The following is a 12,804-nucleotide window of genomic DNA, read 5'->3' as shown; positions in this document are numbered from 1 at the left end:
GCGTCTCCGCCGCTTCCGCCGCGTCCCAGCGCCTCAGCAGCGCCGGTGAGGGGGTTCTAAGGATAACAACATTGCACCGCAAGTGGAAAATTCGAGAAACTGATAAAAAACTGAAAAATTACAATTTATTGAACAATAACAACGACTTGCCTAAAAACTAAATGTCAATTGCCCTAGATCGCCACGGCAGCAGAGCCAAGGAATCGGCTTTTACACAGGGCTCCCCACAGACTCAGGCACGAGTCAGGCGGAATCGGCACCTCGGAATCGATTCAGGGGGTTTGAAACGGGCAGGCGCAACACGAGCAGACCTACAATCAAAGACAGGTATATCACCGGCTCGATCTGAAAGCCTTTCGCCAGCATGACATAATGCACCCCCCCTAAGATCGCCGCCGGATAAACCAGACGTTGGAGACTTCGCCAACGTGCACCTAGTCGCCGCACAGACAGATTGTTCGACGTCACTGCCAGTGGCAGCATCAGGACGAAAGCCGCCATACCCACCGTTATGTAAGGACGCTTTACAATATCGGCCCAGATCTGGCTGGGCACCTGAACATCCAGAACCAGCCAAACCAACAGGTGCATACTGACATAGGCAAACGTCAGCACACCAAGGGCGCGCCGGAATTTCAGCAGATTTAACCCAAGAAGTCGTCGAGCAGGCGAAATCGCCAGCACAACAATCAATAGCTGCAGCGCCAACTCTCCATATCGGTGCTCTAACGCCTCAATGGGGTCAACACCCAAGCCGCCGGTCAAACCCTGATAGAACAGCCAGGGCGCAGGAAGCCCACCCAAAAGGTAGATGGCCCATACTGGGATTCGGCGAAGTATCGAGTTCAGGGTTTGCATGCGCTCAATAGTATGACGACAGGTCCATGCCGTCGTAAAGGCTCGCGACTTCGGACTCATAACCATTGAACATCAATGTGGGGACGCGCTTGGCGAATAGCCCTCCGCCGATCTGACGTTCGGAAGCCTGCGACCAACGTGGATGATCGACGGTTGGATTCACATTGCTGTAAAATCCATATTCACGCGGGCTGGCCATATTCCAACTGGTCGGGGGTTCCACATCCGTCAGAGTGATGCGGACGATCGACTTGATGGACTTGAAACCGTATTTCCACGGAACAACCAAACGCAGCGGAGCCCCATTCTGGTTCGGGATCGGGCGATCGTAAATCCCGGTCGCCATTATTGTCAGCGGGTGCATGGCTTCGTCCAACCGCAGACCTTCGCGATACGGCCACTCCAGAACCGGGTATTGAACGCCCGGCATTTCGTCGGGCCGATAGGCCGTTTCAAACGCGACGTACTTGGCGCCTTCCTGAACACCGGCCATGTTCAACAAATCTGCCAGCTCGAACCCGTTCCACGGTATGACCATCGACCATGCCTCGACACAGCGAAACCGGTAGATGCGCTCCTCCACGGTCATCTCGGACATCACGTCTTTGAAATCATACTCGCCCGGCCTGTCCACCAGACCGTCGATTTTGATGCTCCAAGGTTCGGTCACCAGCATATGAGCGTATTTGGCCGGGTCGTCCTTTCGCGTTCCGAACTCATAGTAGTTGTTGTACGAGGTGATCTCTTCCCACGTATTCGGATCAAGCGCACCTTCGGCCGCAGCCGGGCGCGACATCCCTGCCAGCCCGACCCCTGCCAGCCCCGCCATAACCTGACGGCGGTTCAAGAACGCGGTCCGCGGCGTGACATCAGCCTGTGTCAATGTGTTGGTCCACCGGTGCGCCATCAATGTCTCCGTACTTGGTCAGCGTTGGGGTTCAGATAGTTCGCTCTTACCACAGGACCAAAGCAACTTGCGTCACGATTGGGAGAAGAGACTGTAACGAAACACGCACCCGACGATATTTCCCTGTAATCGACGTCTCCTAACAAAGTGGACCCTGCGTCACCCTTGATATTGGCGCTAGGCAGCGCACAGTTCCCGAGGTTAAGTTTTCAAAGGCGCAAGGGACGGAGAATACGGCCAATGGTTTTTGGCCGCGTGGATAGCGCCGAGGAAAAAGACGGCAATATGATCGGAAAGGACGAATTATGAAATCGAAACTGGCTGCGGGCCTGTCGTTGGTTCTGTTTATCGCGGCGTGCGCCGAGAAAGAAACCTACCCAATCACGGGTTGTGACGCGGACGAGACCTTTCCGGTGACCTGCGAAGAAATCGGTGAAGACACCAATCTGGATCAAAACAACGCGCAAGACCTGAACGCATTGCCGACCGGCGCTTAACGTCTTGTGATCAAATGCGCTGGGGCTGCGAAGGCTCCGGCGTCATTCGCGAACGAACCCGCCAGAGTCTGGCGGGTTTTCCGTTCGCTCCTTTTTACAACCACGGTGCATTCGCCTTTGGACATCCGACAGGGCGTCAGGCTGGTTGCACAAGTCAGTCCTTTGCCGAAAATACGCTTGGCCAGCAGGACAGAACGGGCACACTGCGTCTTTCGTCAAATTTCTGCCTCACATGGTCGGCAGGTATGAACGCGAAGATTTGTACACTAAATAAGAGTCATCACCCTATGCTTAGAATACTCGCCCTTTGCAGCACGCTGCTGGGTAGCCCTGCGCTGGCGGACCTCCAGTCCTGCCAGAACCTGTATGCTCAAACGCCTCTGATCCTGAGCGATCTGAACCTGGTCGATTCCTACAGTTACGAAGACGATTTTCCCGGCCTAGGATAGTCGATAACATTTGCGGACACGACATCCCAGCTGACCATCTTCCTCTATGACCATGAGCAACAGGTCATCACGCCGGAAATGGCGTTGGACAGTTTTCACCAAGCCCTTGGGGACATCACCGCGTCTACCAATAACCGAGGAGTCGAACTTGGTGAGATCAGCGCCTATCAGATACAAGACACTGCGCAGCAATTACCGCTGCGGGCCGAAGCGCGGACATCCGATGGGTTTTCTGAACTTCTGGCAATCGGGGTCGTGGACAACTGCATTGTGAAGCTGAGGTTCACGACCGAATTTGAAATAGAAAAAGCCAAGGGTCTGATGGACGTTGTCACCGGCTATTTGAACGAAGGCTTCGTCAACCCGGCATGAGAAACCCGCCATTTGGCGGGTTTCCCGTTCACGATACGTGGATCAATGCACTACGGCATCATCCGGGCGCGGGCGATCAGACGTGCCCAATCTGTCACCGATGATCAATCCTTCGGAACCGGCAGATACAGGCACGGTCTCACCATCCTTGATCTCACCAGCCAACAGAGCTTCGGCCAGCGGGTTCTGCAACGCGCTTTGGATAACGCGTTTCAGCGGGCGCGCGCCAAAGACCGGGTCATAGCCTTCGTTGGCCAGCCATTCCTTGGCACCATCGTCCAGGGCCAGCTCGATCTTGCGGGCGGCCAGACGTTTTTGCAGACGCGCCATCTGGATATCGACGATGCCATCCATATCGCCCCGCTTGAGCCGATCAAAGATGATGGTCTCGTCCAGACGGTTCAGGAATTCGGGCCGGAAATGTGCCCGGACTGCGTCCATCACATCCCGCCGCGCCTGCGCACTGTCGGCGCCTTCGGGCAGTTGGCTCAACGCCTGTGACCCAAGGTTCGACGTCAGGATGATCAGCGTCTGCTTGAAGTCCACGGTGCGACCCTGACCATCGGTCAGCACACCATCGTCCAGAACCTGCAACAGCACGTTGAACACATCCGGGTGCGCCTTTTCGACCTCGTCAAACAACACGACCTGATAGGGTCTGCGGCGCACGGCTTCGGTCAGCACACCGCCTTCGTCATATCCGACATAGCCCGGAGGGGCACCGATCAGACGGGCGACCGCGTGCTTCTCCATGAACTCGGACATGTCGATGCGGACCATCGCGTTGTCGTCGTCGAACAGGAAGTTCGCCACGGCCTTGGTCAGTTCGGTCTTACCCACGCCAGTCGGCCCGAGGAACAAGAACGAGCCCAATGGCCGGTTCTCGTCATTCAGCCCGGCCCGGGCACGGCGCACGGCGTTGGCGACGGCGGTCACCGCCGCGTCCTGACCGATCACGCGGGAGTGCAGATCGTCTTCCATCCGCAGCAGCTTCTCGCGCTCACCTTCCAGCATTTTCGAGGTCGGGATACCTGTCCAACGCTCGACAACGCTGGCGATCTGTTCCGGGCGCACCGTTTCCTCGGCCATCATGGCGTTGCTTTCGGCGTTTTCGGCCTCGGTCAGCTTTTTCTCCAGCTCGGGGATGACGCCATAGGACAGCTCACCCGCCTTTGCCAGATTGCCTTCGCGCTTGGCGATCTCAAGATCAGCCCGCGCCTTGTCGAGCTGTTCTTTCAGATCACGCGCACCGGCCAGCTTGTCGCGTTCAGCCTGCCACTGAGCGGTCATCTCGGCGGATTTCTCCTGCAGATCGGCCAGATCCTTTTGCAAGGTCTCCAGTCGATCCTTGGATGCCGCGTCATCTTCCAGCTTCAGCGCCTCTTCCTCGATCTGCATCTGCAGGATCTGGCGATCCAACTGATCAAGTTCCTCGGGCTTGCTGTCCACCTCCATCCGCAACCGCGACGCGGCCTCATCGACAAGGTCGATGGCTTTGTCGGGCAGAAAACGGTCAGTGATATAGCGATGCGACAGGGTCGCCGCCGAGACCAGCGCCGAATCCGAGATGCGTACACCGTGGTGCAGCTCGTACTTTTCCTTGATGCCGCGCAGGATACTGATCGTGTCCTCGACCGTCGGTTCAGTGACCATCACGGGCTGGAACCGACGCGCAAGGGCCGCGTCTTTTTCGACATACTTGCGGTACTCGTCCAGCGTGGTCGCACCGATACAATGTAACTCACCCCTGGCAAGCGCAGGCTTGATCAGGTTTGCCGCATCCATCGCGCCGTCGGACTTACCCGCGCCGACCAGCGTGTGCATCTCATCGATGAACAGGATGATCTCACCGGCGGCCTCGGTCACTTCGGTCAGAACCGCCTTAAGGCGTTCCTCGAACTCGCCACGGTATTTCGCACCTGCAATCAGCGCACCCATGTCCAGCGCAAGCAGCTTCTTGTCCTTCAGCGATTCCGGCACGTCTCCGTTCACGATGCGCAGGGCCATGCCCTCGGCAATCGCGGTTTTACCGACGCCGGGTTCCCCGATCAGAACCGGGTTGTTCTTGGTCCGGCGCGACAGAACCTGCATCGAGCGGCGGATTTCCTCGTCGCGTCCGATAATCGGGTCAATCTTGCCTTCAGCCGCGGCTTCGGTCAGGTCGCGCGCGTATTTCTTGAGCGCGTCATAACCTTCCTCGGCCGACGCAGTATCAGCCGTGCGCCCCTTTCGGATGTCGTTGATCGCCTCATTCAGCTTCTGTGCAGTCACAGCGCCATCTTCCAAAGCGTCCTTGGCTTTGGATTTTACCATGCACAACGCCATTAGAATGCGTTCAACCGGCACAAAGCTGTCGCCAGCTTTGGTCGCGATCTTCTCAGCCTCATCCAGAACCTTGGCGGTTTGCCCGTCCAGATAGACCTGACCCGCATCCCCGCTGACTTTCGGAATCTTGGCCATCGAAGCGTCCAGCGCGTTTACAACGCGGCTGGGCGCACCACCTGCGCGTGAAATCAGGTTGCTGGCCAGCCCCTGATCGTCATCCATTAATGCTTTGAGTAAATGCTCGGGCGTTAGTCTTTGATGCTCTTCGCGCATTGCAATTGTCTGCGCTGCCTGCACGAAACCCCGTGCCCGCTCGGTGAACTTGTTCAAGTCCATGTTATTCTCCTTTTCTCAAGCGCCCTGTTTTGATGCGCCCGCTTTGCGGCACGCGTCGGTCAGAGCCTCACATTCAATCTGGGAAATATCTTACCCGGTTCAAGAGGCTGAACCGCAGATTCCGGCCCTATCTGCGCGGCACCGTGTAAACCGTATAGCCTCCGGTTTTCGCCACCTCTCGTGCGCCATATATCTCGACCAGAGATCGCGCCGCGTCGCTCCCTGTCGGGCAAGATACGAGGTCGGCTGAATCGTCCAGAAAATTGACCGTAAAGGCCGTTTCACCGGTGACCTGACAATCATCGTCGGTCGAGCGATACCCCCGCACAAGCCGCAGGTTGTCGTTGGTCGGTGATCTGACGACCGTGTCGGCGGCTTCGGTTTCCAGCGGCATATCCTGACACCCTGCCGCCGCCAGCGCCAGACCACACACAAATACAGTTCTTACCATCTGTCCCATTTCAAATTCCATCCGTGCAATCTACGCGCATGATAACACGATGAACGCCTAGCGCCGTGATCTGAATCACACGGCAGTCCTGCATGGACACAGACACCCAAACCCGTTACCACGCAGACGTTTGCCAAAAAGGAGCGCCCAATGTCCGACGACCGCCTGATCGTAGCCCTAGATGTCCCCAATGCCCTGCAGGGGCTGGCCATGGCCGAGCGGCTTGGCGACAGCGTCTCCTTCTACAAGATCGGTCTGGGTATGCTGACCGGCGGCGGGCTGGCTTTGGCCAATGAACTCAAGCAAGATCACGGCAAACGCATCTTTCTGGACATGAAACTGTTCGACATCGGCAATACGGTCGAAAACGCTGTGCGGGGGCTGGCGCAGTTCGATCTAGATTTCCTGACAGTGCATGGCGATCCACATGTGGTGCGCGCCGCGAAAGAAGGTGCTTCGGGCAAAGACTTGAAAATCCTTGCGGTCACGATCCTCACGTCGCTGAACCGCGATGATCTGGATGCAAGCCTGCTGAAAGAGGGCGACGTGCAGGAACTGGTTGTTGAGCGTGCCGCCCGCGCACTTGAGGCCGGGGCAGATGGCGTCATTGCCAGCCCGCAAGAGGCCGCGCTGATCCGTGCTTTGCCACAGGCCGAAGGTCGCCTGATCGTAACCCCCGGCGTTCGCCCGACCGGGGCCGCTTTGGGCGATCAAAAGCGTGTCGCGACCCCTGCCAGCGCAATCGGAGACGGCGCCGATCACATCGTCGTCGGACGCCCAATCTATCAGGCAGAGGATCCGAAAGCGGCCGCCGAGGCAGTTCTTGCTGAGTTAAATTCTTTGGCTCAGCATTAGTCGAGGTATCGGGAATCGGTTGGAAATCGCCACGAAACACAGGCCAACCGGTTGACCTCACGTCGCTTTTTCCAAAATCCGCGCCAAATCGTCCCTGTGCCCGAAAACACACATGAAAAATACGAGATTTGGCTATGTGACCTAGGTCCTATCGAAATGCGGGGTTTTGAGCGATTCTAAGGTCGTGATACTCCCCGCGGACCGTATCTTCCTGAGGTCCGTCACCTCCCCCCGCCCACTTGCGGGGGGTCTTCTTTTGGACTGAATGGCCCGAACGCAATCGTCGGTACTTTGCCCGGCTTGGCAGCGTGGTATAAGGGGCTTCCCGAAACAAACACCCGCAGTACGGAACCGTTCTGATGCCCGGCTTTTGCCGAGATTGCCTGTCCATATCCTCGGATGCACGCCGATGCGGTGCCTGTGGCAGCCCCCGGATCAAGTCGCATCCCGAACTGTTTGACCTGTCGATCGCGCATATGGATTGTGACGCGTTTTATGCCTCGGTCGAAAAAAGGGACAACCCGGAACTCGCGGATAAGCCGGTGATCATTGGCGGGGGTAAACGTGGTGTCGTCTCAACCGCGTGCTATGTTGCCCGCATCCGAGGGGTGCGGTCTGCGATGCCGATGTTCAAGGCGCTGCAACTCTGTCCGGACGCCGTCGTGATCAAACCACGCATGTCAGCTTATGCCGAGGTCTCGCGCGAGATACGCGCCATGATGGATGAACTGACCCCCGTGATCGAACCCCTGTCTCTGGACGAGGCGTTCATGGATCTGTCTGGCACCGAACGCCTGCACGGTGCGCCGCCCGCTGTCATGCTGGCCGGACTTGTAAAGCGCATGAAGGACGAGCTGGGCGTCACAGGCTCGATCGGGCTGTCGCACAACAAGTTCCTGGCGAAGGTTGCATCGGACTTGGATAAACCACGCGGGTTTTCAGTGATCGGACAGGCAGAAACGGCATCCTTTCTGCATGACAAGCCCGTCCGCCTGATCTGGGGCATCGGCCCTGCCGCACAGGAGTCGCTGGATCGTGCCGGCATCCGCACATTTTCCGACTTGTTGCGCTGGGATCAAGAGGCGCTGACCGCGCGGTTCGGATCAATGGGCTATCGGCTTTGGCATCTGGCGCGCGGACAGGACAAGCGCCGCGTTTCTGCGCACGAGCCGATGAAGTCCATCAGCAACGAAACCACGTTCTTTGAAGATACAGCCAACTTGGACATCCTCGACGGCCACCTGTGGCGCATGGCGGAAAAAGTGGCTGACCGGGCCAAAGCCAAAGGTTTGGCGGGGCGGGTCGTGACCCTGAAGCTGAAAAAAGCCGACCACAAAGTACTAACCCGGCGCGTGTCGCTGCGAGATGCAACCCAGATCGCGGATCGTATTTACCGCACGGCTCGTGGGTTGTTCGATCAGGTAGGGGATCAGGGCCCATACCGCCTGTTGGGTTGTGGCATCTCCGATCTTTGCTCTGAAGATCAGGCCGATATATCGGGGGACTTGCTGGACCCCAACGCCACCCAGCGGTCGCAGGCGGAACGCGCCACGGATGAAATCCGACGCCGTTTCGGAACCGACGCCATCGTCAAGGGTCGTGCCTTGCGGTGACGTTACTCTGCGGCCAGCCGCACAGACTCGTCGTCAATCTGTGAGATATCCATGATGACCTGCCGCAGCGCGTCCCGGAACGGGGCGAAATTGGCATTTGGCGCGATCCGGGTTTCGTCCATATAAAGCGAACGGTCGATCTCAATCTGGACTGCATGCTGATTGCGCCCGGGCCGTCCATATGTCTGCGTCACGTAAGCTCCTGCAAATGGCGCGTTCCGAGCGACCGTCAACCCGGCAGCGACAAACGCCGCCTCGATCCGATCTACGATCTCGGGCGAGGCTGAGGCTCCAAACCTGTCGCCCAACACAATCTGAGGTCGCCGCGTGCCACTTGATCCGGCCATTGCAACCGCCTCATGCGGCATCGAATGACAATCGATCAGAATCGCCTGCCCGAAAGAATCCAACGATTCCTTCAACAAGGACTTCAGACGCGCATGATAAGGCCGCCAGCAGGTGTCGATACGTAGACGCGCTTCGTCCATCGTCAGCTTACCGCGATAAATCGCACGGCCATTGGCAACGACCCGCGGAATCACTCCCAACCCCGACGCCACCCGAGGGTTGTGACCCTGACGGCGCGCGCCTTCGATCAAAGCCGGGTCCAGTTCCTCGGCACTGCGGTTGAGGTCCAGATAGGCGCGGGGCTTCGTCGCTGAAATCAGCGGCGCGCCATATTCGGCAGCAGGCGAAAACAACTGATCCACAAAGGCATCTTCCGAGGATCGAATCACATCGCGACTCAGAACTGTCCGTTGCAGCAACGATTGCGGGTAATTCCGACCGCTATGAGGAGAGGAATACACAACACAAGAAGTGCGCTTGGCGGGCAAATCCAATACATAGGCGGTGTTCTGCATAACGACTCCTTGTTCGCGTCCAACATAGACTGGAAAATAGTTCTTCCAAACCCCTTGAACCCCTTTGCGACTCCTTTTATAGACCCCGCTACCGGCGCGGGGTTCCGCGCCCCATTTCGTTATGGGGCAGGGCACGCAAAGGTAAGTGGGCGGTTAGCTCAGCGGTAGAGCACTTCGTTGACATCGAAGGGGTCACAAGTTCGATCCTTGTACCGCCCACCATCGTTTCACTGTTCCGGGCAACCGGGGCACCCGCTAACCCAGGCGCTGGCCACGTCTTTGATGAAGGCGCCGCAGATTGGAGACAGACCCATGAAGGTCAAGAACTCGCTCCGCTCGCTCAAGAACCGGCACCGTGATTGCCGGATTGTGCGTCGCAAAGGCCGCGTCTACGTGATCAACAAGACGCAGCGCAAGTTCAAAGCTCGCCAGGGCTAAGAACCGCTCAATACGAATAGAAAGAACCGCGCCTCAGAGCGCGGTTTTTTTGTATGTCAGAACGTGATCCCGGCATGGATCAGAATACCGATGACCATCAAAATGTTCAGAATCATCGAGATTCCGTTGCCCACATAAATCGGCAACTTTCCGACGACCAACCCGTAGATAAACCACAGCATCGAAAGCCCCGCATAAAGTGACCATGACAGCAGGGACTGGCCGCTCGCGTGTTGGGAATGTGTGAAATACAGCTTCATGAGCTGCGGCAGCGTTGCAAACGGACCGACCACTCCGACGAAAACCATGAACCCCTCGAACCGCGCCATCCAATGACCGAGGTTTGATTTCTCAAGCTTTTCAGCCAGCGTTTCCGTCATCAAATGTGTCCTTTCGCATGGCGATCAATACAAATAATCCGCAGTCGTTGCCCGGAAGCTATCTGACAATTTAACCGTTTCAGCCTCGTCCACCAAGAAAAACGCAAATCGGGATGGCTCAGGCCTTAACCCGCGACCACTTTCCCAAGTAATTTTGTCAGATTTCCTTGCATCCCCCTCAGAATCGTTTAATTGACCAAATCAGTCGGGTTATCCCCGCCGCGATTTTTCAATTTTGGGACATATGATGCTGAAATCCTCTACCTGTGTTGCCGCCGCTCTGACGGCCCTGATCGCAACTTCTGCCGCTGCCGAAGGCGAGCTGAACCTTTACTCTTCGCGCCACTATGACACCGACGAGCGCCTGTATTCCGATTTTGAAGAGGCAACCGGAATCACCATCAACCGTATCGAAGGCAAAGCTGACGAACTGATCGCCCGGATGGAAGCCGAAGGTGCGAACTCGCCCGCTGATGTGCTGCTGACCGTGGATACCTCGCGTCTGGCCCGCGCCAAGAACGCTGGCATCCTACAGGCGATTGACAGCGCGGTTCTGGAAGACCGCATTCCCGCCAACCTGCAGGACGAAGACAACCAGTGGTACGGTTTCTCGCAACGCGCGCGCATTATCTTCTTTGACAAGGCCGACGTCGCCACCCCGCCCGCAAGCTATCTTGATCTCGCCAAACCGGAATACAAAGGTCTGGTCTGCATCCGGTCGTCCAGCAACACCTACAACCAGACCCTGCTGGCCTCGATCATCACAAACCACGGTCGCGAAGCAGCCAAAACCTGGGCCGAAGGCGTCGTCGCAAACATGGCACGCGACCCGCAGGGCGGTGACACCGATCAGTTGCGCGGGATCGTCTCGGGTGAATGTGAGATCGCCGTTTCAAACTCGTACTACTTCGCCCGCGCGCTGCGTAAGGACGTGAAGGGTCTGAGCGCGGATATCGACATGATCGGCGTGCAGTTCCCCGCACAAGACGCCGAGGGCGCGCATATGAACCTGTCGGGCGCCGGGGTTGCTGTGCATGCACCGAACAAGGACAACGCGATCAAGTTCCTGGAATACCTGGCGAGCGATCAGGCACAGGTCTATTTCTCGAACGGAAATGACGAATTCCCGGCAGTGGAAGGCGTAGCCTTGGCGGACAACGTCGCAGCTTTGGGTGAGTTCAAGGCGGATGAGGTAAACCTTTCAGAGGTGGCAAAGAACATCCCAGAAGCTCAGAAAATCTTTAACGAGGTTGGCTGGAAGTAATTTCCCCAACTCATGAACAGAGATCGGGCGCGGGTGATTCCACGCCCGTTTTCGTTTGTATTTCTATATTTTTGCGTTACTATTCTCATATGCGAGAATATTTCTTATCTCCGACTCATGCTTGATGATCTCTCGAACCGCCTTGCCAGCCGCCTGAACGAGCTTCGCCGGTCACGGGGATTGTCGCTGGACCAGTTGGCAGATCAAAGCGGGATCAGCCGGGCGACTCTGTCCCGTATGGAGAAAGGCGATGTCAGCCCGACCGCAGAAACGCTGGGGCGGCTATGCGCCGCCTATGGTCTGCCGATGTCCCGATTGCTGATGATGGTTGAAGACAGCTTTGACCCGCGCGTCCCGTTCGAGCGTCAACCCGAATGGCGCGATCCCGAAACCGGTTTTACACGCCGATCCGTCTCGCCCCCTGCCACCGGTCTCAGCGGCGAGGTTCTTGAAGGTCACCTGCCGCCGGATACGGTGATCTCTTATGATGCGCCTCCGAAGCCGGGTCAGGAACACCACGTGATCCTTCTGGACGGCGCAATGACTCTGACAGTCGACGGCGTTGCCCATGATCTGACCGGAGGCGACTGCCTGCGCTATCACCTCTCTGGCCCCACCCGGTTTGAAACGCCTCCAACCCGAGGCGCGCGTTACATGTTGGTTCTGATATGATCTCACGGTTAGCCAAAACCCAGCTCGACGATGCGCTGGATGATCTAACCGACATCCTGCACGCTTGCGTTCATGACGGGGCCAGCGTCGGGTTCATTCTGCCTTTCTCGCCCAGTCAGGCCCGAGGGTATTGGCTAAACCGAGTTTGGCCCGATGCGCAATCAGGTGCTTTGGACCTGTTTGCCGCCTATGACGCTGGCCGTGTTTCTGGAACGGTGCAGCTAATCCCTGCATCCATGCCAAATCAACCTCATCGTGCGGACGTAGCCAAATTGCTGGTTCACCCCAACGCACGGCGCAAAGGTCTGGCGCGTGCGCTGATGGCAGCACTCGAGCAACGGGCAAAAGCTGTGGGTCGAACAATGCTGGTGCTGGACACACGCAGCTCGGACCCATCGCGTATCCTTTACCAAACTTTAGGGTTTCAGATCGCGGGGGAAATTCCGAACTATTGCCGGAATCCCTTTGACGACCGGCTAGAGCCTACCACCTACATGTTCAAACACTTGTCCTGAACTAAGGTT

15 protein-coding genes and 1 tRNA gene are annotated in these 12,804 nt (G+C 57.3%); 10 read left to right on the top strand and 6 right to left on the bottom strand.

What is annotated here, in order from left to right; genetic code table 11:
* Positions 1-243: 243 nt before the first annotated feature.
* Together msrQ and msrP are read right to left on the bottom strand one after the other, a co-directional pair.
* Positions 244-858, bottom strand: a complete 615-nt coding sequence (gene msrQ, locus ACR0KS_RS19505; RefSeq protein ID WP_170568052.1) for a protein-methionine-sulfoxide reductase heme-binding subunit MsrQ — start codon at positions 856-858, stop codon at positions 244-246.
* Between the two features lie 4 nt (positions 859-862).
* Positions 863-1,765, bottom strand: a complete 903-nt coding sequence (msrP, locus tag ACR0KS_RS19500; protein WP_170568053.1) for a protein-methionine-sulfoxide reductase catalytic subunit MsrP — start codon at positions 1,763-1,765, stop codon at positions 863-865.
* A 305-nt stretch (positions 1,766-2,070) separates the two neighbouring features.
* Here msrP and ACR0KS_RS19495 point away from each other — a divergent pair, with 305 nt between their 5' ends.
* From ACR0KS_RS19495 to ACR0KS_RS19485, 3 genes are all read left to right on the top strand, one after another.
* Complete coding sequence (locus ACR0KS_RS19495; RefSeq protein ID WP_170568054.1) at positions 2,071-2,262, top strand: hypothetical protein; 192 nt, start codon at positions 2,071-2,073, stop codon at positions 2,260-2,262.
* A gap of 287 nt (positions 2,263-2,549) precedes the next feature.
* A complete protein-coding gene (locus tag ACR0KS_RS19490; protein ID WP_170568055.1) occupies positions 2,550-2,711 on the top strand; it encodes a hypothetical protein in 162 nt (53 codons plus the stop codon).
* A gap of 84 nt (positions 2,712-2,795) precedes the next feature.
* On the top strand, positions 2,796-3,083 hold the full coding sequence (locus tag ACR0KS_RS19485; protein ID WP_170568056.1) for a hypothetical protein: 288 nt from the start codon (positions 2,796-2,798) through the stop codon (positions 3,081-3,083).
* A 42-nt stretch (positions 3,084-3,125) separates the two neighbouring features.
* Here the strand turns inward: ACR0KS_RS19485 and clpB are convergent, their stop codons facing one another.
* Together clpB and ACR0KS_RS19475 are read right to left on the bottom strand one after the other, a co-directional pair.
* Positions 3,126-5,744 (bottom strand): ATP-dependent chaperone ClpB, encoded by a 2,619-nt coding sequence (gene clpB, locus ACR0KS_RS19480; protein WP_170568057.1) that lies wholly within the window; start codon positions 5,742-5,744, stop codon positions 3,126-3,128.
* Between the two features lie 127 nt (positions 5,745-5,871).
* Positions 5,872-6,204, bottom strand: coding sequence for a hypothetical protein (locus ACR0KS_RS19475; protein ID WP_480693310.1), 333 nt, complete (start codon positions 6,202-6,204; stop codon positions 5,872-5,874).
* Positions 6,205-6,345: 141 nt separating this feature from the next.
* On the opposite strand from ACR0KS_RS19475, the gene pyrF reads away from it, so the two are divergent.
* Positions 6,346-7,050 carry an orotidine-5'-phosphate decarboxylase gene (gene pyrF, locus ACR0KS_RS19470; RefSeq protein ID WP_170568058.1) on the top strand — a complete coding sequence of 235 codons (705 nt, stop codon included), beginning with the start codon at positions 6,346-6,348 and terminating at the stop codon, positions 7,048-7,050.
* A 359-nt stretch (positions 7,051-7,409) separates the two neighbouring features.
* Positions 7,410-8,663, top strand: a complete 1,254-nt coding sequence (locus ACR0KS_RS19465; RefSeq protein WP_170568059.1) for a DNA polymerase IV — start codon at positions 7,410-7,412, stop codon at positions 8,661-8,663.
* A 2-nt stretch (positions 8,664-8,665) separates the two neighbouring features.
* Here ACR0KS_RS19465 and ACR0KS_RS19460 read toward each other — a convergent pair whose 3' ends face one another.
* Positions 8,666-9,526 (bottom strand): N-formylglutamate amidohydrolase, encoded by an 861-nt coding sequence (locus ACR0KS_RS19460; protein ID WP_170568060.1) that lies wholly within the window; start codon positions 9,524-9,526, stop codon positions 8,666-8,668.
* 147 nt (positions 9,527-9,673) lie between these two features.
* On the opposite strand from ACR0KS_RS19460, the gene ACR0KS_RS19455 reads away from it, so the two are divergent.
* Positions 9,674-9,748, top strand: a tRNA-Val gene (locus ACR0KS_RS19455).
* Between the two features lie 90 nt (positions 9,749-9,838).
* The gene (gene ykgO / locus ACR0KS_RS19450) at positions 9,839-9,964 is read left to right on the top strand and encodes a type B 50S ribosomal protein L36 (protein WP_008755722.1); all 126 of its coding nucleotides are present in this window, start codon (positions 9,839-9,841) and stop codon (positions 9,962-9,964) included.
* Positions 9,965-10,020: 56 nt separating this feature from the next.
* Here the strand turns inward: ykgO and ACR0KS_RS19445 are convergent, their stop codons facing one another.
* Positions 10,021-10,344, bottom strand: coding sequence for a SemiSWEET transporter (locus ACR0KS_RS19445; RefSeq protein WP_170568061.1), 324 nt, complete (start codon positions 10,342-10,344; stop codon positions 10,021-10,023).
* A 247-nt stretch (positions 10,345-10,591) separates the two neighbouring features.
* Here ACR0KS_RS19445 and ACR0KS_RS19440 point away from each other — a divergent pair, with 247 nt between their 5' ends.
* The 3 genes from ACR0KS_RS19440 (at position 10,592) to ACR0KS_RS19430 (ending at position 12,795) form a co-directional block, all read left to right on the top strand.
* Complete coding sequence (locus tag ACR0KS_RS19440) at positions 10,592-11,608, top strand: extracellular solute-binding protein (protein WP_170568062.1); 1,017 nt, start codon at positions 10,592-10,594, stop codon at positions 11,606-11,608.
* A gap of 117 nt (positions 11,609-11,725) precedes the next feature.
* Positions 11,726-12,280: a helix-turn-helix transcriptional regulator gene (locus tag ACR0KS_RS19435; RefSeq protein ID WP_170555100.1), complete on the top strand. Its 555-nt coding sequence runs from the start codon at positions 11,726-11,728 to the stop codon at positions 12,278-12,280.
* The gene (locus tag ACR0KS_RS19430; RefSeq protein ID WP_170568063.1) at positions 12,277-12,795 is read left to right on the top strand and encodes a GNAT family N-acetyltransferase; all 519 of its coding nucleotides are present in this window, start codon (positions 12,277-12,279) and stop codon (positions 12,793-12,795) included. The genes ACR0KS_RS19435 and ACR0KS_RS19430 overlap by 4 nt, the downstream gene beginning before the upstream one ends.
* The last annotated feature ends 9 nt before the right edge of the window (positions 12,796-12,804 follow it).

This window comes from Ruegeria sp. BC7 (assembly GCF_056539165.1).
This window is presented reverse-complemented; position numbering and strand designations above follow the sequence as displayed.